Consider the following 25,462-nt stretch of genomic DNA (forward strand, 5'->3'; position numbering starts at 1 on the left):
ATCGCGGCACCCGTCGGCGGCACCATGCGACAGGCACCTGGAGCACCTGCCGGTTCCGAACATCCCCCCCCTTGCCGCGATCGCCCTGTGGACGATCGCGTTCGGATCGAGCGAGCACCTGCCATGTGCCGTCGGAATGCGGCCTGACCGGTCCGATGCCACGGCGATCACAGGCGCAACGCCATCGCGACCCGTCCGACCAGACGCTACGACGCTCGCGCTTGTGACCCGATATTCAAAACGCAACGTGTTGAATCCGCGGCAACACTGTTCCCCACTCGAGGGGGTGGCATAGCCCGGTACCGGACACGACGGCAGGGGGTGAACCATTGCCATCGTCTCAAATGACCATTGCGGACAGTTCAAACGGCGTCGGCAATCCGGTCGGATCGCCAACCCCGGTCAGCCACCGTCGTTGTTGGCGGACAGCATCGCGGCGGCCAGATCGCGCGCCTTGCCCCTCGGCAACCCCAGCGCCCGCGCCATCGGTGCTCCCAGCAAGGCATCGCCCAGCGCCAGCAGCACCAGATGCAGGGTCTCGTCTTGGATCGGGCGCTCGGCCGGCTGCACGCCATCCGCGAGTTCGTCGACCAGATCGTGCACCGCCGACAGGATCGGATCGAGCGCATCGTGATTGCCCGACAGGATCATCCAGCTCGCCAGCGCACCCGCGCCGCCGCGCCCGAAGGCATCGAACACCAGATCGACGATGCGCCGCGGATCCTGTTCGCCGGCCCTGGCCCGATCACCGAGCACGGCATCGCGGATCGTCGCGGTGATGTCGGTCGCCATGCGCGCGATCAACGCGGTGTGCAGCCCCTCCGCCGACCCGAAATGATGCAGCAGGTTGGCATGCGTCCGGCCGATCCGCGCTCCGACCGCCTTCAGCGTCACCGCTTGCGGACCGCTCTCGATCAGCAACTGCTGCGCCGCGATCACCGCGGCCTCGCGGCTCTCGGTCGGGGACAGGCGTCGGCGGAGGGTTGCGGCAGGCAGCGGATCAACCTATTTACAGGAATGTAAGTAGACGGGTGTCGTCCCTGTTTGGAGGAATCCATGACGAAAGCAACCACGCCGCACGATCTGGTGATCACGCCGCGCGACCGGCGCTTCGGCCGCGCCACGCGCATGGGCCGCTGGTGGCTGGCCGACGATCCGGTCGCGACCGCCTTCTACAATGCCCTGTCGGTGACCTTTCCCAAGGGGGAGGGCTATTTTGTCGACAGCGTCCGCAAGTTTCGCGACGGCACCCCGCCGAAGCTGACCGCCGAGATCAATGCCTTCATCAAGCAGGAGGTGATGCACACGCGCGAACACGTGGCGTTCAATCGCCACGTCGTCGATCAGGGCTACGACGTCACGCCGCTCGACCGCGACGTCGACGCCGCACTGGCGCTCACCAAAGGCCGCCCCCCGATCGCCAGCCTCGCCGCGACGACCGCGCTGGAGCATTTTACCGCGATGCTCGCGCACGAGCTGATCGCCGACCCGCGGCATCTTGCGGGCGGCGAGGAACAGGCCAGGGCCTTGTGGCTCTGGCATGCCGCGGAAGAGATCGAGCACAAGGGCGTCGCCTACGACACCTGGCTACATGCGACCCGTGACTGGTCGCGGTTGCGGCGCTGGCGGATCAAGTCGCTGGTAATGCTGATCACGACGTGGCGCTTCTTCACCGGGCGAACGCGCGGCATGCTGGAGTTGCTGCGGCAGGACGGGCTGACCGGACCGAGAATATGGATGCGGCTGTTCTGGTATGCGTTCGGCAATCCCGGCATGGCGCGAAAAGTTGCCGGGGTATGGGCCGCATATTTCCTGCCGGGCTTCCACCCGTGGAAACATGACGATCGTGCGCTGATCGGACTGGCGGAAAGCGACTATGAGGCCGCGGTGCTGCCGAAGGCCGCGGTGGCCTGAGGCGGGCGATGGCGGGTCGGTATCCGCTGCCCGCTATCGATCGGAGCCGTCGGGGCCGCGACCTCCATCGTCATCCCGACGAAAGTCGGGACCCAAGGATGCGCCAACGGTTGTAGATCGTACAACCGGGCGCCTGACACCATGGGTCCCGGCGTGCGCCGGGATGACGAACGAAGAGGGAATCCTACTTTAGCAGGACGTGATCTACGCCGCGCATCGCATCGGCTCTTGCTCCACCTCATCCAGATCGAGCGCATAGCCGATAGCCGCTGCCGGTTCGCGGCGGCCGGCGGAGGTCTTGACCAGTGCCTGCCCGGTGCAATGAAACCCGAGCTTGCGCAGGACCGCGCCCGAAGCGGGATTGTCGACGAAGTGCCATGCCGACAATCGCCGGACCGGCAGCGCGTGACGTGCCATGTCGACGACCGCGTGCCCCGCTTCCGTAGCATAGCCGCGACCCCAGGCCGATGGCGTCAGCCAATAGCCGAACAGCATGTCGCCGCCGCCCTGATCGTCGATCGCGATGCCCCCGATCAGCACCGGACTACCATTCTCATGCGTCTCGATCAGAAAGCGCGGCTCGTGAGGTCCGCGCGGCAGGCTGCAAAACGCTTCGGCATCGGACGGTTCGTACGGGAACGGCACGCGCATCAGCATGCGCGCGACCGCCTCATGGCCGATCGCTCGCGCCAATGCGGTCGCATCCTCCGGCCAGGCGGGCCGTAGCGTCAATCTCTTGGTTCTGGCGAACATTCTCGCTCTCCTTGGCCGCGCCCGTGCCACGCGTCTGTGACGCGGCAGGGACAGTGGGTGAGGGGAGCAAGAAAAAAGGGAGCCGGGGCGGACCCGTCTCCCTTGTCTGGCTGGTTCCTCGCTGCGGAGGAACCCGGGTCGCCCTGGTGGGCAACCCGTCTGGTTACCCGATGTTATTCGGCGGCTTCCGCCATAATCTGCACCGAGCAGAATTTACGGCCGAGTTTGCCCTCGTGGAACGCCACGCGACCATCGACGAGCGCGAACAGCGTGTGATCCTTGCCGATCCCCACGTTCGCACCCGGATAGAACTTCGTCCCGCGCTGACGCACGAGGATGTTGCCGGCGATCGCTTCCTGACCACCGAACTTCTTCACGCCGAGGCGACGACCGGCCGAATCGCGACCGTTGCGCGACGAACCGCCTGCTTTCTTATGTGCCATGCTGCTCTAACTCCTGTTCGCGCCTGAGGCTCAGCCGACCGAAACGATCTTGAGGATCGTGTGGTTCTGGCGATGACCGTTCTTGCGGCGATAATTGTGGCGGCGACGCTTCTTGAAGACGATGACCTTGTCGGCCTTCGCCTGGGCGACGATCTCTGCGGCGACGGTCAGGCCCTCGACGCTCTTCAGCTCCGAGCCTTCGCCCGCGAGCAGGACATCACCCAGCGTGATCGATGCGCCGGCTTCGCCGTCCAGCTTCTCGACGACGATTTTGTCTCCGGCGGCGACGCGATACTGCTTGCCGCCCGTGCGCACGACTGCGAACATGGCTCTAGTCACTTCCCAAAAAACTTGTACCCGCACAGGGCGACCCGGCGGGATGAGGGGCGGCAGCTAAGGAAAGCGGGACGCGATGTCAACTGCCGTTGCGCCATGCGGCGGCGGCAAATCGCTTGTTGCTGCGCTGCAACAGTAGGATGTCAAACGTGTGACAGCATGGCTCCACCAGCTTGCCGTGCGCTTTCAAGGACATAAAGTGTCGCCGTAACGGGGCGGCAGGGGAGCTGTCCTTCATCAGGGGGTTCTATGAAGCGTGTAAACTTGCTCGGTGGCGCGTCGGTGTCGATCTGGGCGATGATGGTTGCGGGCGCCGCCGCGGCGCAGACGGTGCAATCGTCGCCCAGCCAGGAAACGACTGCCGAAACGCAGGCCGCGCCGGAGGACGAGGCGGGCAACCAGATCGTCGTGATCGGCAGCCGCGTCGCCAATCGCACCGTGTCCGACAGCCCCGTTCCGATCGACGTCATCTCGTCGAGCGCGTTGCAGGCATCCGGCACGGGAGAGCTCAACAAGACGCTCAACCAGCTGGTGCCGTCGTTCAACTTCCCGCAGCCCTCGATCGCCGACGGCTCCGACGTCACCCGCCCCGCCACGCTGCGCGGTCTCAACCCCGATCAGACGCTGGTCCTGCTGAACGGCAAGCGCCGCCACGTCTCTGCCCTGCTCAACATCAATGGCACGGTGGGACGCGGCGCAGCTGCGGTCGACATGAACATGATCCCGGCGCTCGCGATCGAACGCATCGAAGTGCTGCGCGACGGTGCATCGTCGCAATATGGCTCCGACGCGATCGCCGGCGTCATCAACGTCCAGCTCAAGACCGCCGACTCGGGTGGCCGTGCGCAGGTCAGCTACGGCAAGTACGTGACGACGCTGGACGGCGTGTCGGACTTCGACGGCCTCGTCGGCGGTCAGCCGGCGCTCGACGCCACCGATTCGCGCTATCTGCAGGCGAACAGCTCGGGCGAGCGCAAGGCGCGCGACGGCGCCTACACCACGTTCGGCGTCAACGTCGGCCTGCCGATCGGCGATGGCGGCTTCTTCAACTTTACCGGCGAGTATCGCGACCGCAACTTCACCAACCGCCAGGGCTACGATCTGCGGCCGAATTACGTACGGCCGACCACCACGACGTTCGATCCGCGCGAAGCCACGTTCAACCGCCTCGACTTCCGCTACGGCGATGCCAAGACCGAGGATTTCAACTTCCTGATCAACACCGGCCTGCCGCTGGGCAGCGCCGAATTCTACGCCTTCGCCACCTACGGCCATCGCGACGGCCTGTCGGCGGCGAACTTCCGCCAGCAATCGGCGGCAACCAATCGCGACTTTTCCGTCCTCACGCCCGCCACGACGCCAACCAACGGCAATTTCGTCGGGCTGACGCCGGATGGCTATCTTCCCAAGATCCAGTCGAACATCGACGACATGTCGGCGACCAGCGGCATCCGCGCCGAGATCGCCGGGTTCAAGGGTGATTTCTCGCTGGGCTTCGGCCGCAACGAGCTGAACTACCGGACCGAGGACAGCGTCAACGTCTCGTTCGGCCCACAGAGCCAGCGTTCGTTCGATGCCGGCGGTCTCGCCTTCTCGCAGATCCTCGCCAATGCCGATCTGTCGCGGCAGTTCGATGCCGGCCTCGCCGGACCGCTGTCGTTCGCATTCGGCGGCGAATATCGTCACGAAATCTATCAGATTCGCCCCGGCGATCCGCAGTCGTACCAGACCGGTCCGCTGTTTCAGGCGGCGCGGACGACCACCGCCGGCAATTGTGCGGCGCTCGGCGGGTCCTTCCCCACGGGAGCCGGGGCGACCGGCCTCTGCACCTTCCCCGGACGCGCAGCGGCCGCCGGTGCGCAGGGCTTCGGCGGACTGCCCGCGTCGGCGCGCACCAACGTCGACCGCGACAGCTTCGCGGGTTACGTGGAATTCGACGCCGATCTGTTTACCGGCCTGACCGCCACCGCCGCCGGCCGCTACGAACATTACAGCGATTTCGGCGACACGGTGAACGGCAAGCTCGCCCTCCGTTACGAGTTCGTCGAGGGGTTCGCGATCCGCGGCTCGGTGTCGAACGGCTTCCGGGCGCCGTCGCTGCACCAGCAGTTCTTCACCACCACCTCGACCAACTTCCTCGCAGGGGTGCCGGTCGACGTCTCGACGGTGCCGGTCAGCAGCCCGGTCGCCCGCGCGCTCGGATCGCAGCCGCTCGATCCCGAAAAGTCGTTCAACCTGTCGGGTGGCGTGACGCTCAACCCGTTCCGCGGATTCAACGTCACGGTCGATTACTTCCGCATCAAGATCAAGGATCGCATCGTGCTGTCCGAGAACCTCGGTGCGGCCGGCGTCGGCACGGCGGCCCAGAACACCGCGGTGCAGGCTGTGCTCGCCGGCAACGGCTTCAGCAACGTCGGTGCGGCGCGCTTCTTCATCAACGGCCTCGACACCACCACGCAGGGCGTCGACGCCGTGGCGACCTATCGTGCCGACCTCGGCGGCCTCGGCGCATGGAATTTCTCCGCGGCCTATAACTACACGCAGAACAAAATCGACGAACGGCTGAACAACCTCGGCTCGCTGGCGCAGATTCCCGGCCTCGTCCTGTTCGGCCGGGTCGAGGGCATTCGCTTCGAACGCGGCCAGCCGCGGACGAAGGTGGTGCTGGCGACCGATACCAAGATCGCCGGTGTCGGCCTGTCGGCGCGCACGACCCGCTACGGCTCGGTGATCTCGCCGGAAACGACCGCGCCGCTGGGTGCGAACGCCGCCAGCCTGACCGCGCTCGGACCCGACGATCAGGTGCTGCGCCCGAAGTGGATCACCGACTTCTCGCTCAGCTACGAACTGCAGGGCGTGCAGCTGACACTGGGCGTCGACAATGCCTTCGACGTCTATCCCGATCGCCGGCCGTTCGGCCTGCGCCCGACGAGCGTCGGCGGCAGCTATCCGGCGACCTACCAGTTCCTGCCGTACAGCGGCTTCTCGCCGTTCGGCTTCAACGGCCGCTTCCTCTACGCCCGCGCCGCGATCAACTTCTGATCGGCGCATGAAAAAGGGGGCGTTGCGGTGTCTGCCGCGACGCCCCCTTTTCGAATCGGCCCTTTTCGTGTCGGGGCATCGCGATGGTTACGCGATCAGTGGCGGTGTTCGCGACGCAACGCATACCGGCCATCGACGAAATCGGTGAACAGGCCGGCGATCGCCGGATGGTCGATCGGCTCGTCGCTGTCGTCGACCACCAGATTTTGCTGGCTGACGTAGGCGACGTAGCTCGATTCCATATTCTCGGCGAGCAGGTGATAGAACGGCTGGTCCTTCTTCGGCCGTACCGCCTCCGGAATCGCCTCATACCATTCGTCGGTGTTGGCGAAGACGGGATCGACGTCGAAGATCACGCCGCGGAAATCGAACAGACGGTGGCGCACGACATCGCCGATCGAGAAGCGTGCATGGGCGATGGCGGGCGCATCGATCTCGACGATCGCGGAGGAGCCGGCGATGGCATGCATATCGATAGGGTCGTGACGGGGCATGACCTCAATTTAAGCCACTTTCTGCGCCGCACAAGCGCAACGGTGCTTGCCACCCGAAAACGAACCCGTTAGAGGCGCGCCCTCGACCGACCGATCGGGCCTTTACGAGGCCCCGAAACGTCTTCTGCGGAGAGGTGGCAGAGTGGTCGATTGTACCGCACTCGAAATGCGGCGTGCCTTTGCGGGCACCGAGGGTTCGAATCCCTCCCTCTCCGCCATTTTCCCCATCGTCTGATCTGACCCGTCCGGGGCCAGCCCTGTGGACACCCGCCACGCGAAAAGGCCGCCCTTTCCTGTCTGGAAAGAACGGCCCTTCGACGATCCCTCAGCGGTGATCAGAAGCGGAAGCGGACGCCTCCGTAGACGCGGCGGCCGTAGGTTTCGAGCAACGTCCGGCGATAGACGCTGTTCGCATTCTCCTTGCGGGTCGCGTCGGTCAGATTGACCCCCTCGAGGAACATCGACACCTTCTCGGTCAGGTTGATGCTCGCCGAGGCATCGAACTGGCCGAACGCCTCGCCGAACTCCGGATTGTTGCCGCGGCCGATCGCGGTGATCAGATAGTCCGATCGCCAATTGTACGATCCGCGCACGCTGAACAGCTTGTTCTCGTGATACAGAGACACGTTGTAGCTGTGCCGCGACAGGCCGGGGAAGGGCAGCGAACCGCCGGTGAAGAAGTCCCGCCCTTCGTAGCCGCTGTCCTTCGAATAGGTGTAGTTGGCGATCACGCCCATGTTGCGCAGCACCGGCGTCGACAGGAAGTCGAACGCCACCTGCGCGCCGACCTCCGCTCCGTTGATCGTCACCTTTTGCGTGCCGTTGACGGGCAGGGTGATGGCATAGGTGACGCCATCGACGACCTCGGACTGCGTCCGGTTCTCGATGAACGATCCGATCTCCTTGCGGAAATAGGTCGCCGACAGATAGCTGGTGCGGTTGATGTAATATTCGAACCCCGCATCGTATTGCCGCGCCCGGAACGGTTGCAGATCCGGATTGCCGCGCGACCCCGTCAGCCCGACCACGTCGATCGAGAAGCGCGGCGCCAGCTGCTGCGGCGTGGGACGCGCGATCACCTCGGTCGCGGATCCGCGGAACAGCAGCTTGTTGGGCACGATGTCGGCGCGGATGTTGAGCGAGGGCAGGAACTCCGTCTGGTCGCTCTCGAACTGCACCGGCAGGGTCGCACCCGTCTGGGTCCGGAAGCCGTTGGACACGGTCCGCGTGTTGACCACGCGGGCACCCACCGTCCCGCGGATCGGCACGCCCGGATCGAACTCGAACGATCCCTGCACATAGCCCGCGATATTGCGCTCGGCGACCTGCCAGGTGTTGAGCAGCGTCGGCGTACCGAACGGATCGGGCAGGCCGATCGTATCGACGAAGGCATAATTGGGCTGGCGCCAGCCGCTGATGCCGCCGCTATAGCCCAGGTCGCCGGTGTCGAAGAACGGCGTGCTGCCGATCGTCATCTGCGACGCCACCGACTGCACCTGCCCCAGCAAGGCCGGGTTGGTGAAGGCGTCGATCGTCGTCGTCGCATTGTATTCCGCGCTGTCGGCGGTCAGCTTGCGAACCTGCATGCCGGCCTTCAGCGACGACAGCCACGGTGCGGCGCGGGTATATTCCACGTCGACCTTGCTCGACCATTCGTCCTGCACGTTGATGACCGGACGATATTGCGCCGTGACGCTATTGATCCCCGCCGTGGTCGTGACGTCGATCGGCAGCGTGATCCGCGGCGCGTTCTGGTCGTTCGCATAGTCGACGACGACCCGCGACAGCCCGATCGCGTCGGCGGTCGCGTTGATGTAGTTGTTGTCGATCTTGGCGCGGGTGTACGACAGCAGCGAATTGATCTTCCAGCCGTCGCGGTCGTAATCGCCGCCGATCGCACCGTTCCACGTCGTTCGGGTGATATCGCCCAGGATGTTGCGATACGCCACCTGCAACCGGTTGGCGCGCGCCGCTGCCGGATTGTCGACGAATTCGACGTGGCTGACGGTATCGTCCTCGCCGATCGTCGTGTTGGCGCGATCCAGGATCGATCCGCTGGTCGTGACCTGCAGATATTGCGAGTTCACGTCCTGCTTACCGCGGGCGAAATTGCCCTGGACGTACGCGCGGATGCCGTCCTCGGGCCGCCATTCGGCGACGCCGTTGAGGGCGAAGCGCTTGGTATCGAGCCGGTTGATGACGTAGCGCGGGATGTCCGGGAAGAAATCGCCGTTACCGTTGCCATCCAGATCGAGCGGCTGGAGCCCCGCCAGCGCGGCATTGCCGTCGATCTGCCGCCAGCCGGTGGTGCGCGCCTCGTGGCTTTCGACGCGGCGGCGTTCGTAGGTGCCGGACAGCAGGATGCCGAACGTGTCGTCGGCGAACTTCTTGCTGCCGATCAGCGCCAGCTTGGGATCCACCTTGCCGGTCAGCTCGGTATAGATGCCCTGCACCGATCCGGCGAGGAAGCTGTTCTCTTTATTGTCGAACGGTCGGCGGGTGATGATGCGCACGGTGCCGCCGAGGCCGCCCTCGGTCATGTCCGGCGTGACGGACTTGACGACCTCCAGCCGGTTGACGAATTCGACCGGCAGGTCGCGGAAGTCGACGTCGCGCTGGCCCGCAGTGGTCGACAGCTGCGTGATGCCGTTCACCTCGACGCGGTTGAGGTTCGGATCGGCGCCGCGAATGGTGACTCCCGAACCTTCGCCGTTGGTGCGCGTCAGCTGGACGCCGGTGACGCGCTGCAATGCCTCACCGATGTTCTTGTCCGGGAACTGGCCGATATCCTCTGCCGAGATCGCGTCGAGCACCTGCGCGGCGTCGCGCTTGGCGCTCAGCGCACCTTGCAGCGAGTTGCGGATGCCGGTGACGACGATGTCGCCGCCCTCCTGCGGATCGGCAGGTGCGACGGCGCTCTGATCGGTGCGCGGCGCCTCGGCGGGGCTGGGATTGGTGACCGGCGCGGCGGCCGGCGGCAGCACCGGGGAGGGCGCGGCGGGCAACTGCCCGGGGGCCGGTTCGGTCTGCGTATTGGGCGTGCTCTGCGCCATCGCCGGCGTGGCGTTGATCGCCATCGCGAGCGCCAGAGCGGATGCGGTCGTTCGCGCCATCATGCGGGCGCCGTTGGTCGTCGTCATGATCTTCCTCTCCATAGAACGCACGCATCTGCATGAGCGCGAACGATATTTCGTCAGATCCCCTGTGCCGCCGCTTCTACATCAACGTTGCGGTCTGGCAAGAATAATCCCGCATACCGAATAATCGTCCCGATATTTGAATATCGATCATGCCACGGTGGGGCCCCATCGACTTATGGCGGTGCGACTTGATCCAGAGCGGTGACAGCGCACCGGGAGGGGGTTAGGACGCGGCGTGCAGTTCGCCCGTACCCTCATCGTGCGCCACGCCGGCCTGCTGATCGGCCTGTTGGCATGCACGCTGCTGCTCAAGATGGTGGTGCCGTTCGGCTATATGCCGGCGATGGTCGACGGGCGGATCGCGATCGTCGTCTGCCCAGGCGTCGCACCCGTCGCGGCGGCGGTGCCCGCGCATGACATGGCGATGCCCGGCATGCATCACGATCGTCCCGACGAACAGGGTCATGGCAAGCCGGAGATGCCGTGCGCCTTCGCCGGCCTGAATGCCGCGACGCTCGCACCGATCGACATCGGGCTGCTGGTGGCGGCGATCGCGTTCGTCTTCCTCCGGGCGATCCGCACACCGGCGATACCGGCGCGGGACAGTCGTTTGCGCCTGCGCCCGCCGTTACGCGCGCCGCCGATCCTGACCTGATCTCGACACCGCGCCGGCAACGTCCGGCATGATCGACCGCGTTTCGATGATGCGCGGCGCGCCCCTATCCACGGGCGAGACAGGGACCATCCATGCTCACATCGCTTCTCGTCACCGCATCCGCGGTGGCGCTCTCCTCCGCTGCCGTTCCACCGCAGCGTGCGGACACCGACGCCCGCCGCGCCGAACTGCTGCGCCAGCGCGCGGCGATCGACGCGCAACTTCAGGCGCTCGATGGCCCTCCGCCATCGTCATCCGAAGGACAGGCGGCGAAGCCCGCGCCCGTCGCGGGCGGCGGCGACATCGTCGTCACCGCACGGGCATTGTCGCTGACCACCGAAGTCGCCGGACAGACCGTGACGACGATCGACGATGCGGCGTTCCGCAACACGCCCGCGACCACGATCGCCGATATCGTCAAGCTGTCGCCCGGCGTCGCCGTCATCCAGGGCAACGGTCCGCGCGACGTCGGCGTCTCGATCCGCGGCTCGAACGCGCGCAACAGCTTCGGCGCGCGCAACATCCAGGTGTTCGAGGACGATTTTCCCGTCACCCAGCCCGATGGCCTTGCCCGCTTCGATCTGACCGATCCGCATGCGTACGGCGCCGTCGACGTCGTCCGCGGACCCTCCTCGGCGCGTTACGGCAATTACGCGCTGGGTGGTGCGATCAACTTCCGCACCCGCCGCGGCCGCGACATCGATGGGCTGGAGGTCGGCAGCGACTTCGGCGGCGACGGCTATGCGAATGTCTACGCGACGCTTGGCGACGCCGGGCCGCGGTACGAATACAGCCTGTTCGCCAGTCTCGCCGGCGCGGACGGGGCGACCGGGCACACCGGCTACCAGACCGGGACGATCAACGCCTTCGGCACCTTTTCGCTCGACGACGACGACCGCGTCGCGGTGAAGGTGATCTACAACGAAGGCGAATTCCGGCTGGCGACACGCCTGTCCTACGCACAGTATCTCGCCAATCCGTACCAGCAGCAATGCGATCGCGCCGCCGCCGCGGCGCCGGGCTGCGGCACGATCTCGGTCCTCGTCAACGGCGTCAACGGTGCGCGCGTCGCACAGACCGCGGCAGAGGGCGGGCTCGCGCGCAACGACCGCAGGACGATCGTCGGCACCCGCTACGAACACGATTTCGGTGCTGCGACGACATGGCGCACGCAGGCGACCTTCGACAGCCGCGTCGTCAACCAGCCGACCAGCGCGACGCCGTTCAAGGGGACGCTCGACAGCTACAACATGACGTCGGACCTGACGCATCGCGGACCGCTGCTGGGCATGGACGCGACCGGCTTCGTCCAGCTCTTCTACAACTATCTCGACAACCAGTCGTTCAGCTTCAACAAGACGCCGGCCGGTCGCAACGGCTTCGGTGCGCCGACGCAGACGGTGTTCGGCGACATCCGCAATATGGGCGTACGTGCACGCGAGGAGCTGCAACTGACGCGCGATGTCCGCTTCGTCGCGGGGATCGGCGCGGAACGATCGATCATCGACGTACGACAGACGGGGTACGCATATCCGATCGGCCTGACGCCGACGCTGACCGTCATCCCCGCGGAGCGCCGCTTCTGGAACGTCGCGCCGGAGGCCGCGCTGTTCTGGCAAGCCCTGCCGCAGGTCCGGCTGCACGCCCGCGTCGGCACCGGCTATGGCATCCCGCAGGCGGGGCAGTTGTTCGTCACCCCCGATGGCACGATCGGCAACAACGTCGCGCTGAAGGCGCAGCGCAATACCGGCATCGACATCGGTGCCACCCTGACGCTGGGCGACCATCTGACGGCGGAGGTCACGGGCTATCACGAATGGTTCCGCAACGAACTGGTCAGCCAGTCGGGCGGGGTCAACCTGCTGGCCTATACGTCGAACGTGCCACGGTCCGTGCATCGCGGCGTGGAGGTGGGGCTGGACTGGCGACCGCTGCGGCGCTGGTTGCCGGGTGCGAAGCTACAGGCGAGCTACAGCTACAACGACCATCACTACACCGATTTTCAGGAGCGGCTGACCGCGGGCAGCGTGTCGCGCCTGTTCGATCGCGACGGCAACGCCATCCCCGGCGTCATCCCGACCTTCGTCAACGGTCGCGTCGCCTATGATCAGCCGGACGGCCTGCTGCGCGGCCTCGGCGGCTTCGTCGAGGTGACGTATCGCGACGGCTATGCGCTGGACAATGCCAACCTGCTGTCGGTGCCTGCCTATACGCTGGCGAACCTGAACCTGCATTACGATCCGCCCCGGGACGGCGATGATCCCTGGTCGCGGATCAGCCTGTTCGCCTCCGTCCAGAACCTGTTTGACAGGACGTATGTCGGCTCCGCATCGATCGTCGCGAACAGCTTCGTCGCCGCGACCGGGATCCAGAATGGTGCGGCGGTGCTGCGCAACACGACCGGCACGATCTACGCGGGGCAGCCGCGGACGGTCTATGCCGGCATCAAGACGAGGTTCTGACCGATGGCGACGATTTCCCGCCGCTGGCCCGGCTATGGCACCGTCTGGCGGTGGCATTTCTATGCGGGTCTGTTCTGCATCCCGTTCGTCCTGTGGCTCGCGCTGACCGGCTCGATCTATCTGTTCCGGCCGCAGGTGGAGGCGCTGATCGATCGGCCTTACGCGCATGTCGCCGTCGCTGGTCCGCGTACCAGCGCGGCGGCACAGGTGGCCGCTGCCGTCCGCGCCGTGCCGGGGTCGGTGCTGCACCGCTATCAAGTGCCGGTCACGCAGGATCAGGCGGTGCAGGTGATCGTCGGCCGGGACAGGACCGAAACCCGCGTCTACGTCCACCCGCAGACGCTGGCGGTGCTGAAGACGGTCGACGAGGACAGTCGCCTGATGCGCGTTGTCTTCCGCCTGCACGGCGAGTTGCTCGCCGGTGATGCGGGATCGTACCTCGTCGAACTCGCCGCATCCTGGACGATCGTGATGCTGCTCACCGGACTGTTCCTGTGGTGGCCGCGCGCATCCGGGCTCGCCGGCGTCGTCTATCCCCGCCTCCGGGCGGGCGGTCGTCGGTTCTGGCGCGACCTGCACGGCGTCACCGGGTTCTGGGTATCGGCCATGGCGCTGTTCCTGCTCGTGTCCGGCCTGCCGTGGGCGAAGAGCTGGGGCGGATATCTGAAGACGATCCGCACCGCCGTCGAAGGTTCGCCGGTGAAGCAGGATTGGTCGACCGGGCATTCCGGCGAACTGCGCGCCCGCGCCGGTCGCGATGCGGGGACGCGCGCGATGATGGGGGATCATGCCGAACACGGCGGCATGACGATGCGGCATCCGGCAACGTCGTACGAGCCGATCGACCGGATCGCGGCGACGATCCGGCCGCTGTCGCTGGCGGGGCCCGTGCTGATCGCCCCGCCGGCCGGGATGGGGGCGCCGTGGACGGCGAAATCGGATGCGGCCGATCGTCCGCGCCGGACCGACCTGACGCTCGACGCAGGATCGGGCCGCATCCTGTCGCGCAAGGACTTCGCCCAGCGTCGCCTGATCGATCGTCTGGTCGGCTGGGGGGTGGCGATTCACGAGGGGCAGGCGTTCGGCTGGGCCAACCAGCTGCTCAACCTCGTCACGGCATCGGGATTGATGCTGCTCTGCATCAGCAGCGTGGTACTGTGGTGGCGGCGCAAGCCCGGCGGCGAACTGGGCGCGCCCGGCCCGGTGCGGGGGCGTGCACTGGCGTTCGGATTCATGCCGATCGTGATCGTCATGGCGGTGTTGCTGCCGTTGTTCGGGGCCAGCCTGCTCGTCGTGCTGATCGTCGAGTCGACCGTCCTGCGCCGCTTGCCGGGGGCGAGCCGTTGGCTGGGCCTGTCGCCACGAACCGCCTAGGCAAGGGCGGCACGGTCTTGCCCGCCGTGTCGCTTGCGTCCATGCCTGCGGCGTCTTCCTTCCGGATATGCCGCACCGCTTATGGACTCACCCGCCGCCGCACGCCGTCCGTCCCGTCGATCGGGATCGGCACCGACGATCAGCGACGTGGCACGGGCGGCGGGCGTCTCGCCGATGACCGTGTCGCGCGTCATCAACGGCGAAACCAATGTCCGTCCCGCGACGCGCGCGGCGGTCAACGCCGCCATATCGGCGCTGCACTACGCGCCCAATCCCGCCGCGCGCAGTCTCGCCGGTGCCGGCCCGGCGCGTATCGGCCTGCTCTACAGCAACCCCAGCGCAGGGTATCTCAGCGAGTTCCTCGTCGGCAGCCTCGATCAGGCGAGTCGCAGCGACGTGCAGATCGTCGTAGAGAAATGCGAACTGGGCGAACATGAGGTCGAGGTCGCCCGGCACCTGATCGATGGCGGCATCGACGGCATCATCCTGCCCCCGCCGCTGTGCGAGGCGCCCGCCGTGCTCGCGCTACTGGCCGACGCGGGCATTCCGACCGTGTCGGTCGCGACCAGCCTGCCGCGCGACGGCATGCTCGCGATCCGGATCGACGATGCACAGGCGGCCGCGACGATGACCCGCCACATCATGGATCTGGGCCATCGCCGCATCGGCTTCATCACCGGCAACCCCAACCTGTCCGCCAGCGGCCAGCGCCTGGAGGGGTATCGCGACGCCCTGACCTCCGCCGGCATCGATCCCGATCCCGCGCTGATCGCCGAAGGGCTGTTCACCTACCGATCGGGTCTCGATGCCGCCGAGCAATTGCTCGACCTGCCGATTCCCCCGACCGCGATCTTCGCCTCGAACGACGACATGGCGGCGGCGGCGGTCGCGGTGGCCCATCGCCGCGGGCTGGACGTGCCCGGCGACCTGACCGTCTGCGGCTTCGACGACACCACCCTGTCGACCGCGATCTGGCCCGAGCTGACCACGATCCACCAGCCGATCGCCGACATGGCGCGGGCCGCGGTGGAGTTGCTCGTCGGCACCATCCGCCGCCATAAGGGAGGCGAGGGGATCGAACCGCAGCCGGTGCTCGACTTCACCCTGATCCGCCGTCAGTCCGACGCGGCACCACGGCATCGTCCACGCGGAACTTGACGCCGCGCCCCCAGCCGGTAGCGTTACCATTCCGGCGCAGACCGGTTGAGGAGAGACGATGACCGACAGCATGCGCACGGCAAGACCGATCGGACCGGACAGCGCCACGAATCACGGCTTCATCGCCGCGATCGTCGCGGTGGCGACGATCGGCGGCTTCATGTTCGGCTATGATTCGGGCGTCATCAACGGCACGCAAAAGGGGCTGGAAGCGGCGTTCGACCTCGGTCGTCTCGGCATCGGCGTCAACGTCGGCGCGATCCTCGTCGGCTCCGCGATCGGCGCGTTCGGCGCGGGCCGGCTCGCCGATGCGATCGGACGGCGCAACGTGATGATGCTGGCCGCCCTCCTGTTCCTGGTCAGCGCCATCCTCGCGGGCGCCGCCAACGGCTCCGGGCTCTTCATCGTCGCGCGCATCATCGGCGGCTTCGGCGTCGGCGCGGCAAGCGTCATCTCGCCCGTCTACATTTCCGAAGTCACTCCCGCCTCGATCCGCGGCCGCCTGTCCAGCGTGCAGCAGGTGATGATCATCACCGGCCTGACGGGCGCATTCGTCGCCAATTTTGCGCTCGCCCGGTACGCAGGCGGCTCGACGGCGGCGTTCTGGCTCGGCTTCCCGGCGTGGCGCTGGATGTTCTGGCTGCAGGCGATCCCGGCCGCGATCTATCTCGTCGCCCTGCTCGTCATTCCGGAAAGCCCGCGGTATCTGATGGCGAAGGGGCGCGAGGCCGAGGCGCATGCCGTCCTCACCCGCTTGTTCGGCAGTGTCGAGGCGGATCGCAAGGTCGTCGAGATCCGCAACTCGCTCGCCGCGGACCATCACAAGCCGAAACTGTCCGATCTGGTCGACAAGACCACCGGCCGGATCCGGCCGATCCTGTGGGCCGGCATCGGGCTGGCGGTCTTCCAGCAACTCGTCGGCATCAACGTCGTCTTCTATTACGGCGCGGTGCTGTGGGAGGCGGTGGGCTTCACCGAAGACAACGCGCTGCAGATCAACATCCTCTCCGGCGTGCTGTCGATCGCGGCGTGCCTGTTCACGATCGGCACTGTCGACCGGATCGGGCGCAAACCGCTGTTGCTGGTCGGTTCCGCCGGCATGGCGGTGACGCTGGCGGTGGTCGCTTACGCCTTTTCCACCGCGGTCACCGATGCCGCGGGTGCGGTATCGCTGCCCGGCAACAACGGCATCGTCGCGCTGGTCGCGGCAAACCTGTACGTCATCTTCTTCAATCTCAGCTGGGGACCGGTGATGTGGGTCATGCTGGGCGAGATGTTCCCGAACCAGATCCGCGGCTCGGGGTTGGCGGTATCGGGGTTCGCGCAGTGGATCGCCAATGCCGCGATCTCGGTCAGCTTCCCGGCATTGGCCGTGTCGCCGGGCCTCGCCGTCACCTATTTCGGCTATGCCTTCTTCGCCGCCGTCTCGTTCTTCTTCGTGAAGGCGATGGTCAACGAAACGCGGGGCCGCGAACTGGAAGACATGGCGGGCTGATACGGACGAGGCACCGGCAGCGCAGCCGGTGCCTCGTCGCGATCGTGGATCAGCGCCAGCCCGCGTCCATCCAGTAATTGTGGCCGGTGCACATCCGCGCATCGTCTGCCGCAAGGAACAGTACCAGCGCAGCGACATCGGCGGGCATGATCCGCCCGTCGAGGCATTGCGCCGCGACGATCTCCGCCTCGCCCTCCGGAGTGTACCATTTCTCCTGCCGCGGCGTCTTGACGTTGCCGGGCACGACGGCGTTGACGCGGATGTTGTCGCGCCCCAGATCGCGCGCCAGACTGCGCGTCATACCCTCGATCGCCGCCTTCGCGGTCTGGTAGAGGATCAGATCCTCCAGCCCCAGATGCCAGCTGATCGACCCGAAATTGACGATCGATCCGCCGCCTGCCGCCTTCATGGCCGGGATCACGGCCTGCGCCGCGAAGAACTGATGGCGTAGGTTGACGTTCATCCGCTCGTCCCAATAGGCCGGCGTCACGTCGGCGATGGTATGACGATCGTCGTTGGCGGCGTTGTTGACCAGCACGTCGATCCCGCCAAGCGTCGCCTGCAACTCGGCGAACGCGGTTCGCAGCGCATCGATGTCGGTCAGGTCCAGCCGCCGGAACACCGGCACATGATCGGCATCGGACAGCCGCTCGACCAGCGCACGGCTGTCCGCCTCGGCCACGTCGACAAAGGCGACCCTGGCACCCTGCCGCGCGAAAGCCTCGACCAGCCCGGCGCCGATGCCGGAGCCACCGCCGGTCACGATCACACGCTTGCCGCGCAACGATGGAAATACCGCACGCCAGTCGGCGGTCGTATCGTTCACGTCAGTCTCCCTCTGGATCATCATGCCGACAGCAGCCCACGCCCGGCGAGATTGCGGATCAGGTCGGTGAGGCCGAATTGCCATGCCGGCGCCGCCTTCGACGTCACCACCGTATTGATCAGTCGCCCCAGCATCGGCGTGGCGATCGCAACCGTATCGCCGACCTTGTGCGTAAAGCCCTGGTCCGGCACGTCGCGGTCCTGCGTCGGCGCGAACAGCGTGCCGAGGAACAGCACGAACCCGTCCGGATATTGATGTTCGCTCATCGCCTGACGAACCAGTTCCTCGGGATCGCGGCTGATCTGGTCCATCGCGCTCGCGCCGTCGAGCGTATAGCCGTCCGTTCCCTCGATCCGCAGCGTGATCTCCGCCCGCCGGACATCGTCCATCGTGAATCGATCGTCGAACAGCCGGACGAAAGCGCCGAGCGAACAGGACGCATTATTGTCCTTGGCCTTGCCGAGCAGCAACGCCGAGCGTCCCTCGAAATCGCGTAGATTGACGTCGTTACCCAACGTCGCGCCGACTGCACGACCGTCAGGTCCCACCAGCAGCACGACTTCGGGTTCGGGGTTGTTCCAGGTCGAATCGGACCGGATGCCGACATCGGCACCCCAGCCCACCGTCGCCAGCACCGGCGCCTTGGTGAAGATTTCGGCATCCGGGCCGATCGCCACTTCGAGATATTGCGACCACAGCCCTTCGTCGATCAGCGCCTGCTTCAGCGCCGCCGCTTCGGGCGATCCCGGCACGACGGCGCGCATACTGCCGCCGATCCGCCCTTCCAGCCGCTCGCGAACCGCGGCCGCGGCACCGGCATCGCCGCGTGCACGTTCTTCGATGACGCGCTCCATCGCCGATACGGCAAAGGTCACGCCCGCCGCCTTGACGCATTGCAGGTCGATCGGGCTGAGCAGGCGGGGGTGGCCATCGACACCGAGCCCGATCGCGTCTAGCGGCCCGATCTCTTCGCCATTCGCCGGATCGAACGTGCCGAGCGTCACCAACTCCGCTACCGTCGGCGCGACGCGCGCCATGTCATGGGCGATGCCGTCCACCACCAGGACGGGGCAGGGGCCATCGCCGCGATCGATACGGCCGAGCCAGCGGCCCGTCTGCCAGTCGGGGCCAAGGGCGTCTGCCGGGTCGAATATCATCGGCATGAATAGGGTCTCCGCTTTATGAACAGGCTTTGGGATCGGGGCCGGCAAGAGCCGGCGTGGCGAGCGTCGGTGTCGGGCCGGGTTTCGTCAGGTCCATCGCCGCGGCATAGAAGGGATCGGACTGCGCCTGCGCCAGTGTGACGAAGCCGAATCCCATCGATCGGTACAATGCGATCAGTCTCGGCAGCATGCGCGCATCGAATGCACCGGCATGCATCAGCAGCACATAGGGTATGTCGCGCCCCGCCTGCGCCATGGCTCCGGCCCGCGACGCGATCGCCGCGCGGCGGGCGTCGGCAAGGAAACTGTCCTCCAGTCGGGCGATCGCGGCGGCATCGCCTTTGCCGGCGCACGCTGCATAGACCGGGTTCCACAGATAGTCGCCGAAAGCCATCGTCACCGCTGCGATCCTGTAACCGCGAGCGTGCAGCATCCCGCGGATCGTATCGCGCGACGCGGGGTCGCCGCCTTCCGCCAGGAACGGGTAACGAAACCAGTGATAGTCGCCTTTGGGACGGACGGCGATGAGCGACGTCTCGTTACGGATCACGTCCGCCGCGAAGGCGGTGGCGCCGGCCTCCTGCAGGCTGAGGTGCCTGAAGCCGTGATTGCCCAACGGCAGGCCGGCACGCGTCCAGACCATCGTCGTACCGGGCGAACCGGGATCGTCGGCGCCGATGCCACCGTTAAAAAATCCGGATGCCGGAACGCGTGCCGCAGCAAGCGTGTCGGTGATGCTGTGCATGACGTTCACGCGCGACACGCCCGGGGGAAGGGGGCCGTGCACGGGTATATCGTCGAACGTAAAGGCTATGACCGGTTTTTCCGTAGCGACGTTGCCGGTCGCGACTGCCCGCGGGCCGGCACATGCCGTCACGCCAAGGATCGCGGCTACGGCGGTCCCCGCATGGATCGCCATACTCCGCCGGCTGGCCGACATGCCCTTCCATCCTCCCGACATCATCTTGTTAGCGATACCATCGCCGAGGGGCCGGGATGTGTCAACGAGGGGCGCATGGGTCGGCATTATGCGGGTTGCCGATATCATCTATCGGGGGACCGCGTGGGTTGCCAAGGGCTGGCACCACTGCTAGGGGCACCGTTCACACGGCGCGGACCCCTTGTCTGCGGCCGCATTAGCTATTGACCGGAGTGATTGGGTTTTATGCAGATCGTCGTCCGCGACAACAATGTCGACCAGGCTCTTCGCGCGCTCAAGAAGAAGCTGCAGCGTGAGGGTGTGTATCGCGAGATGAAGCTGCGCCGTCACTACGAGAAGCCGTCGGAAAAGCGCGCTCGTGAGCGTGCCGCTGCGGTTCGTCGTGCCCGCAAGCTCGAGCGCAAGCGCGCCGAGCGTGATGGTGCACGTTAAGTCGATCTGATCGTTGCGCGCGGGCCTTCCGGGGTCCGGTGCATCCATCAAGAAAAGTAACCGGTGACGGCCGGCCCGGCACCACAGCTCCAGGTGCCAAGATGTCGACCGTCACCGCCGTTCCGCTGCAGCCAACGAAGCGCAGCTATCTCGTCTATCTCTGGGTCGGCATCGTGCTGGCTTGCATCGCCGCCTTTGCGCTGGCGCGTCAGAGCGACGATTTCCTCACCCGCAACACGCGCGCGCGCGGCGTGGTGACGACCGCCTCCGGTCTCCAGTACAAGGTAATTCAGCCCGGTGCGCCGGGTGCGGCCAAGCCGACCGATACCGATGTCGCGCTGATCAATTACGAAGGCAAGCTGTTGAACGGCACCACGTTCGACAAGTCGCAGCAGCCGACGCCGATGCCGGTGGCGGGCGTCGTTCCCGGATTTTCCGAAGCGCTGAAACTGATGCCGAAGGGCGCGAAGTATCGCGTCTGGATCAAGCCCGAACTCGGCTATGGTGCCGAAACCAAGGGGCCGATCCCGGGTAACTCGACGTTGGTGTTCGATATCGAACTGGTCGATTTCCTGCCCGAGGCGATCGTCCGCCAGATGCAGGCTCAGGCGCAGCAACAGCAGGGCGGTCTCCCCGGCGGCATGCCGGGCGCACCACCGACCGGCCGCTGATACCACCAACGATCGATGAGCCGGCGCCGGTCGATCCAGCGCCGGCTTTTTGATGTCCGGAGCAGATGGCCAGGATCGCGTGGCATGATCGGCGCGCTGTCGGTGATCGCGGTGAGATGTCGTCAGGCTATCGCCATGAGCACGCCGGATGGCATCTTACGGCATGGCGTGGTTGCAAGCCGTTCGCTTCGAACCACGACGGCGATTCGCGTCCCGTCGACCATCCGGCGCGAATGAGCTTATGTCACCGCCGACATGCAGGCCGACCCGGCAAGCTGGGCGGGTGCCGGCGGATCACCGCAGCACAGGCGTCTGGCGGTTCTCTGCCGTTTGCGAATCCCGTGCGCTATCAACTGCGCAAGACAAAAAAATAGCGGCCCGAAGGCCGCTATTTCCTAGCCGAAGCTATTGGTCAGCTTAGTTGCTGTCCGCGTCGTCATCGCTGTCGGCAACGACAACGATGCCCGCGACAACGGCAGCAGCCGCGATCAGGGCGATGATGATGCCGCCACCGGCGAGCTCGGACTTCTTCGACGAAGCCGAGCCGGCGCGAACCGACTTCGACACCGACAGGCTTGCAGCCGGATTTGCCGGAGCTGCAACAGCCGGAGCAACTGCCATCGTGGCGGCCGCAGCGGCCATGAGATACTTCCCAAGACGCATATATAATTCCCTCTTGTGCTCGTCACCGATTGTCATTGCAGAATTAGGTCCGCAGGACAACCGCATAACAGGAGCGATCCATATTCCATTCGCCACTGTTGCGGCGGTGCAACATAAATCGCTTCATCGCCATAGCATGCCTGACGTCGCTGTGAAGCGCCATTTGTCCTGTTGGTCGGATCAGCGGGGCGGACCGTCGGGGATGGTCTGCAAGGTCCATCGATCCTGACCTTCCAGGCCCAGCGCGGTCAATCGACCGGTCTGGTAGGCGCCCGTATCGACACCGATCCGATGGATCTGGACGTCGAGTTCCTCGCTGATCGTGTGACCGTGCACCACCATTTTGGCGAGCGGCCGGTCGTGATTGAGGAAGGGGTTCCTGATCCACCGCAGGTCCGAACTGCGCTGGGCCGACAGATCCTCGCTCGGGCGGATGCCGGCATGGACGAAGACGTAATCGCCGATGACGATCATGTCCTCGAACGATTCCATGAACGCGATATGTTCGGCCGGAACGTGCCTGCGCATGGCCTCATGCAGTTCCTCATAGTCCATCCGGTCGTAATCGGCGGCAGCGACCCCATAGCTCTCGATCGTCTCGCGCCCGCCGATTCGGCAAAACATCCGCAACGCCTTCGGCTCCCCACGAAGGGCCTCTAAAAATACCTCTTCATGATTCCCCAACAAAACCCGCGTGTCCGCACGGTGAGCGGGCAATCCGCGCAGACGCTCGATCACCGCCGCGGATGCAGACCCGCGATCGACGAGATCGCCAAGGAACACCAGCGTCGTCAGGGCGGGGGGGCGTGCGGCGTCGTCTTGATCTATTTTTACGAGCAGTTGATCGAGCAGTTCGGCACAGCCGTGGATGTCGCCGATGGCGTAGACCCGTTCGCCCGCCGGAATCGCGGCGGGCGGCGTAGCCGACGCACGACGCGCCTTGAGCAGCTTCTTGAGCATGAAAACCTATGATGTGGCGGGACCGCGGAGATACGCGCGTCGATCCGTGCCCGCAACTGTCTGAACCCCGAATGAAAGCCCTAGCTGGCGAGTCGCAGTGCGGCGGGTGTCGACGTCGTCGGGGGCTGGTCGGGCCAGATCCCGCGCGTATCGAGTACGGCCTTGTCGCGGCGTTCCTCCAGCGGAACCGAGCGAAACACGTCATGATCCACCAGGACGATCATGATCGGGCAGGTTTCGATCGCCATATCGACATCGATCAACGTCGCTCCCGTACCGTGCAGCGCGGCGGGCAACGCGCTAGCATAGGGCTCGACGATCCGGACGCGGTCGCCGAAGCGCGCGGCCAGCGCCGCCGCTACGCGAAGCGCGGGGCTTTCGCGGAAATCGTCGATGTTAGCCTTGAATGCGAGGCCCAGGCAGGCGACCGGCGCTCCGGGACGCGCCTCGATCAGCGCGGCGGCCTGTGCCACGACATGGTCGGTCTTGCCGTCATTGACGAGGCGGGCGGTACGGATCAGCGGCGTATTGTCGGGATCGGCGTGGACCAGGAACCACGGGTCGACGGCAATACAATGCCCGCCGACACCAGGGCCGGGCTGAAGGATGTTGACGCGCGGATGCCGGTTGGCGAGACGGATCACCTCCCACACGTCGACGCCCATAGTATCCGCGATCAGGCTCAATTCGTTGGCGAACGCGATATTGACGTCGCGGAAGGCGTTTTCGGTCAGCTTGGTCATCTCCGCCGCCCGCGCCGTCGTCGTGACGCAGGCGCCACGGACGAACCGGCGGTAGAAGCTCAATGCCTTGCGGGCACAGCGCGGCGTAATGCCGCCGATGACACGGTCGTTGTCGATCAGTTCGACCAGAATACGGCCGGGTAGCACGCGTTCCGGGCAATAGGCGATGGCGATGTCCGCCGCTTCGCCGGTTCTGCCGGGGACACGGAGATCGGGACGCAATTGCGCGAGAAGATCACGGACCTGTTCGGTCGTGCCGACCGGCGAGGTCGATTCGAGGATGATTGTGTCGCCGGCCTTCAGCACCGCGGCGATCGTGGTCGCGGCCTGAAGGACATAACCGATATTGGGTGCGTGATCGTCGTCGAACGGCGTCGGCACCGCGATAACGAACACGTCCGCGGGCTCGATTCTGGTCGAAGCGCGCAACGATCCACGGGCGACGACGCCGGAGACGAGGCCGTCGAGGTCGACCTCCTCGATATGGACCTTGCCCGAATTCACGGTCGCGACGACCGATTCCGTGACATCGACACCCAGCACCTTCGCTCCGGTGCGGGCGATCACGGCTGCGGTCGGAAGGCCGATGTAGCCGAGCCCGAGTACGACGACGTTCAGTTCAGAGTCCGAAATCATCGGCGACGATCCTTGCGATCCGATTGCTTGCCTGGCCGTCGCCGAACGGGTTGTGCGCGCGCGCCATAGCGGAATAGGCAGCCTTGTCGTCGAGAAGCGTGAAGACTTCGGAAACGATGCGATCTTCATCGGTGCCGATCAGTCTGGCGGTGCCGGCGGCGATGCCTTCGGGACGCTCGGTGGTGTCGCGCATCACGAGCACCGGCTTGCCGAGTGCGGGCGCTTCCTCCTGCACCCCGCCCGAATCGGTGAGGGCGAGATCGCACATCTCAAGTGCCCGGATGAAGTGCGGATAGTCGAGAGGCGCGATCCGCGCGACGTTGTCGGGTGTGCCGAGCAGATCGTCCATCACTGCGCCGACATTGGGATTGGGGTGCATCGGAAAGAGGATCGCGATGTCGTCCCGCCGGGCGATCCGGGCGATGGCGCGTGCGATTGCGGCCATGCCGTCGCCGAAATTCTCGCGCCGGTGCGTGGTGACGAGGATGATGCGTTTGCCCGCGAACCGCGCGGCGAGTTCGTCGAGGCCCGACGACAGATCATGCGCGGCGTTTATCCGATCGCGGGTCCAATGCAGGGCGTCGATGACGGTATTGCCGGTGACGTGAACGCCCGTCGTCACATTCTCGCGGGCGAGCGCCGCGGCGGCCGTGTCGGTAGGGGCGAAATGAAGGTCGGCGATCGGCGCGACGATGCGGCGGTTCACCTCCTCCGGCCAGGGATGGTAGATGTTACCGGAGCGCAGACCGGCTTCGACGTGGCCGACCGGAATCTTGCGATAATAAGCGGCCAGCGCCCCGACCATGGCGGTGGCGGTATCCCCCTGTACGATGACGCGGTCGGGCGCGACGCGATCCATGACTTCGCCAAGACCTGTCAGCAGCCGCGCGGTGAGCCGGTCGAGCGACTGACCGGATTCCATCAGATCGAGGTCGATGTCGGGTTTCAGCCCGGCGATGTCGAGCACCTGATCGAGCAAGCCGCGATGTTGCGCGGTGACGCAACTGACCACATCAATGCCATCCGTCGCCTCCAGCGCGCGGATGACCGGGAACAGCTTGATAGCCTCGGGACGGGTGCCAAAGACGATCAGGACTTTGCGGCGACGTTGAGCGGTCATCGCGCGAAGTTAGTGGCGCAGGCTTAATATGAGGCTAAGCAA

General features: G+C 65.8%; 23 protein-coding genes and 1 tRNA gene. 11 read left to right on the top strand and 13 right to left on the bottom strand.

All coding sequences use genetic code 11. From position 1 onward, the window contains the following. Positions 1 to 402: 402 nt before the first annotated feature. Positions 403 to 996 (bottom strand): TetR/AcrR family transcriptional regulator, encoded by a 594-nt coding sequence (locus NF699_19440; protein ID USU07156.1) that lies wholly within the window; start codon positions 994 to 996, stop codon positions 403 to 405. A gap of 60 nt (positions 997 to 1,056) precedes the next feature. On the opposite strand from NF699_19440, the gene NF699_19445 reads away from it, so the two are divergent. Beyond that, positions 1,057 to 1,914 (top strand): metal-dependent hydrolase, encoded by an 858-nt coding sequence (locus NF699_19445; GenBank protein USU05173.1) that lies wholly within the window; start codon positions 1,057 to 1,059, stop codon positions 1,912 to 1,914. Positions 1,915 to 2,118: 204 nt separating this feature from the next. Here NF699_19445 and NF699_19450 read toward each other — a convergent pair whose 3' ends face one another. From NF699_19450 to rplU, 3 genes are all read right to left on the bottom strand, one after another. After that, positions 2,119 to 2,667, bottom strand: a complete 549-nt coding sequence (locus tag NF699_19450; protein ID USU05174.1) for a GNAT family N-acetyltransferase — start codon at positions 2,665 to 2,667, stop codon at positions 2,119 to 2,121. Positions 2,668 to 2,840: 173 nt separating this feature from the next. Next, positions 2,841 to 3,110 (bottom strand): 50S ribosomal protein L27, encoded by a 270-nt coding sequence (gene rpmA, locus NF699_19455; GenBank protein USU05175.1) that lies wholly within the window; start codon positions 3,108 to 3,110, stop codon positions 2,841 to 2,843. 30 nt (positions 3,111 to 3,140) lie between these two features. Continuing rightward, complete coding sequence (rplU, locus tag NF699_19460; GenBank protein ID USU05176.1) at positions 3,141 to 3,437, bottom strand: 50S ribosomal protein L21; 297 nt, start codon at positions 3,435 to 3,437, stop codon at positions 3,141 to 3,143. Positions 3,438 to 3,695: 258 nt separating this feature from the next. Between rplU and NF699_19465 the strand changes: the two genes are divergently transcribed. Beyond that, positions 3,696 to 6,488 carry a TonB-dependent receptor gene (locus NF699_19465; GenBank protein USU05177.1) on the top strand — a complete coding sequence of 931 codons (2,793 nt, stop codon included), beginning with the start codon at positions 3,696 to 3,698 and terminating at the stop codon, positions 6,486 to 6,488. A 95-nt stretch (positions 6,489 to 6,583) separates the two neighbouring features. Here the strand turns inward: NF699_19465 and hspQ are convergent, their stop codons facing one another. After that, entirely contained in the window at positions 6,584 to 6,958 is a 375-nt protein-coding gene (hspQ, locus tag NF699_19470) for a heat shock protein HspQ (GenBank protein ID USU07157.1), read from the bottom strand. Positions 6,959 to 7,110: 152 nt separating this feature from the next. On the opposite strand from hspQ, the gene NF699_19475 reads away from it, so the two are divergent. Continuing rightward, positions 7,111 to 7,200 (top strand) — tRNA-Ser (locus NF699_19475). Positions 7,201 to 7,317: 117 nt separating this feature from the next. Here the strand turns inward: NF699_19475 and NF699_19480 are convergent. Continuing rightward, a complete protein-coding gene (locus NF699_19480) occupies positions 7,318 to 10,122 on the bottom strand; it encodes a TonB-dependent receptor (protein ID USU05178.1) in 2,805 nt (934 codons plus the stop codon). A 235-nt stretch (positions 10,123 to 10,357) separates the two neighbouring features. Between NF699_19480 and NF699_19485 the strand changes: the two genes are divergently transcribed. The 5 genes from NF699_19485 (at position 10,358) to NF699_19505 (ending at position 17,266) form a co-directional block, all read left to right on the top strand. Then, positions 10,358 to 10,777 carry a hypothetical protein gene (locus NF699_19485; protein USU05179.1) on the top strand — a complete coding sequence of 140 codons (420 nt, stop codon included), beginning with the start codon at positions 10,358 to 10,360 and terminating at the stop codon, positions 10,775 to 10,777. 92 nt (positions 10,778 to 10,869) lie between these two features. Next, complete coding sequence (locus tag NF699_19490) at positions 10,870 to 13,239, top strand: TonB-dependent receptor (GenBank protein USU05180.1); 2,370 nt, start codon at positions 10,870 to 10,872, stop codon at positions 13,237 to 13,239. Positions 13,240 to 13,242: 3 nt separating this feature from the next. Then, entirely contained in the window at positions 13,243 to 14,613 is a 1,371-nt protein-coding gene (locus NF699_19495; protein ID USU05181.1) for a PepSY domain-containing protein, read from the top strand. Positions 14,614 to 14,694: 81 nt separating this feature from the next. Beyond that, positions 14,695 to 15,771: a LacI family DNA-binding transcriptional regulator gene (locus NF699_19500; protein USU05182.1), complete on the top strand. Its 1,077-nt coding sequence runs from the start codon at positions 14,695 to 14,697 to the stop codon at positions 15,769 to 15,771. A 58-nt stretch (positions 15,772 to 15,829) separates the two neighbouring features. Further along, the gene (locus NF699_19505) at positions 15,830 to 17,266 is read left to right on the top strand and encodes a sugar porter family MFS transporter (protein ID USU05183.1); all 1,437 of its coding nucleotides are present in this window, start codon (positions 15,830 to 15,832) and stop codon (positions 17,264 to 17,266) included. A gap of 49 nt (positions 17,267 to 17,315) precedes the next feature. On the opposite strand, the gene NF699_19510 is transcribed toward NF699_19505, so the two are convergent. The 3 genes from NF699_19510 to NF699_19520 are packed head-to-tail and all read right to left on the bottom strand — an operon-like array spanning position 17,316 to position 20,195. Next, the gene (locus NF699_19510) at positions 17,316 to 18,113 is read right to left on the bottom strand and encodes an SDR family oxidoreductase (GenBank protein ID USU07158.1); all 798 of its coding nucleotides are present in this window, start codon (positions 18,111 to 18,113) and stop codon (positions 17,316 to 17,318) included. Further along, entirely contained in the window at positions 18,113 to 19,255 is a 1,143-nt protein-coding gene (locus tag NF699_19515) for a fumarylacetoacetate hydrolase family protein (GenBank protein ID USU05184.1), read from the bottom strand. The genes NF699_19510 and NF699_19515 overlap by 1 nt, the downstream gene beginning before the upstream one ends. A 16-nt stretch (positions 19,256 to 19,271) precedes the next feature. Further along, positions 19,272 to 20,195, bottom strand: a complete 924-nt coding sequence (locus tag NF699_19520; GenBank protein ID USU05185.1) for a polysaccharide deacetylase family protein — start codon at positions 20,193 to 20,195, stop codon at positions 19,272 to 19,274. Positions 20,196 to 20,420: 225 nt separating this feature from the next. Between NF699_19520 and rpsU the strand changes: the two genes are divergently transcribed. From rpsU to NF699_19535, 3 genes are all read left to right on the top strand, one after another. Beyond that, complete coding sequence (rpsU, locus tag NF699_19525) at positions 20,421 to 20,627, top strand: 30S ribosomal protein S21 (GenBank protein USU05186.1); 207 nt, start codon at positions 20,421 to 20,423, stop codon at positions 20,625 to 20,627. A gap of 101 nt (positions 20,628 to 20,728) precedes the next feature. Further along, positions 20,729 to 21,298, top strand: a complete 570-nt coding sequence (locus NF699_19530) for an FKBP-type peptidyl-prolyl cis-trans isomerase (protein ID USU05187.1) — start codon at positions 20,729 to 20,731, stop codon at positions 21,296 to 21,298. A gap of 84 nt (positions 21,299 to 21,382) precedes the next feature. After that, positions 21,383 to 21,535 (top strand): hypothetical protein, encoded by a 153-nt coding sequence (locus tag NF699_19535; protein USU05188.1) that lies wholly within the window; start codon positions 21,383 to 21,385, stop codon positions 21,533 to 21,535. A 180-nt stretch (positions 21,536 to 21,715) separates the two neighbouring features. Here NF699_19535 and NF699_19540 read toward each other — a convergent pair whose 3' ends face one another. The 4 genes from NF699_19540 to wecB all read right to left on the bottom strand — a co-directional run bounded on the left by NF699_19540 (position 21,716) and on the right by wecB (position 25,420). Then, entirely contained in the window at positions 21,716 to 21,997 is a 282-nt protein-coding gene (locus NF699_19540) for a hypothetical protein (protein ID USU05189.1), read from the bottom strand. Positions 21,998 to 22,141: 144 nt separating this feature from the next. Beyond that, on the bottom strand, positions 22,142 to 22,921 hold the full coding sequence (locus NF699_19545; protein ID USU05190.1) for a serine/threonine protein phosphatase: 780 nt from the start codon (positions 22,919 to 22,921) through the stop codon (positions 22,142 to 22,144). Positions 22,922 to 23,001: 80 nt separating this feature from the next. Continuing rightward, positions 23,002 to 24,300, bottom strand: coding sequence for a UDP-N-acetyl-D-mannosamine dehydrogenase (wecC, locus tag NF699_19550; protein USU05191.1), 1,299 nt, complete (start codon positions 24,298 to 24,300; stop codon positions 23,002 to 23,004). Beyond that, the gene (wecB, locus tag NF699_19555; protein ID USU05192.1) at positions 24,284 to 25,420 is read right to left on the bottom strand and encodes a UDP-N-acetylglucosamine 2-epimerase (non-hydrolyzing); all 1,137 of its coding nucleotides are present in this window, start codon (positions 25,418 to 25,420) and stop codon (positions 24,284 to 24,286) included. The genes wecC and wecB overlap by 17 nt, the downstream gene beginning before the upstream one ends. Positions 25,421 to 25,462: the final 42 nt, after the last annotated feature.

Source organism: Sphingomonadaceae bacterium OTU29LAMAA1 (genome assembly GCA_024072375.1).
Lineage (GTDB): Bacteria > Pseudomonadota > Alphaproteobacteria > Sphingomonadales > Sphingomonadaceae > Sphingomonas.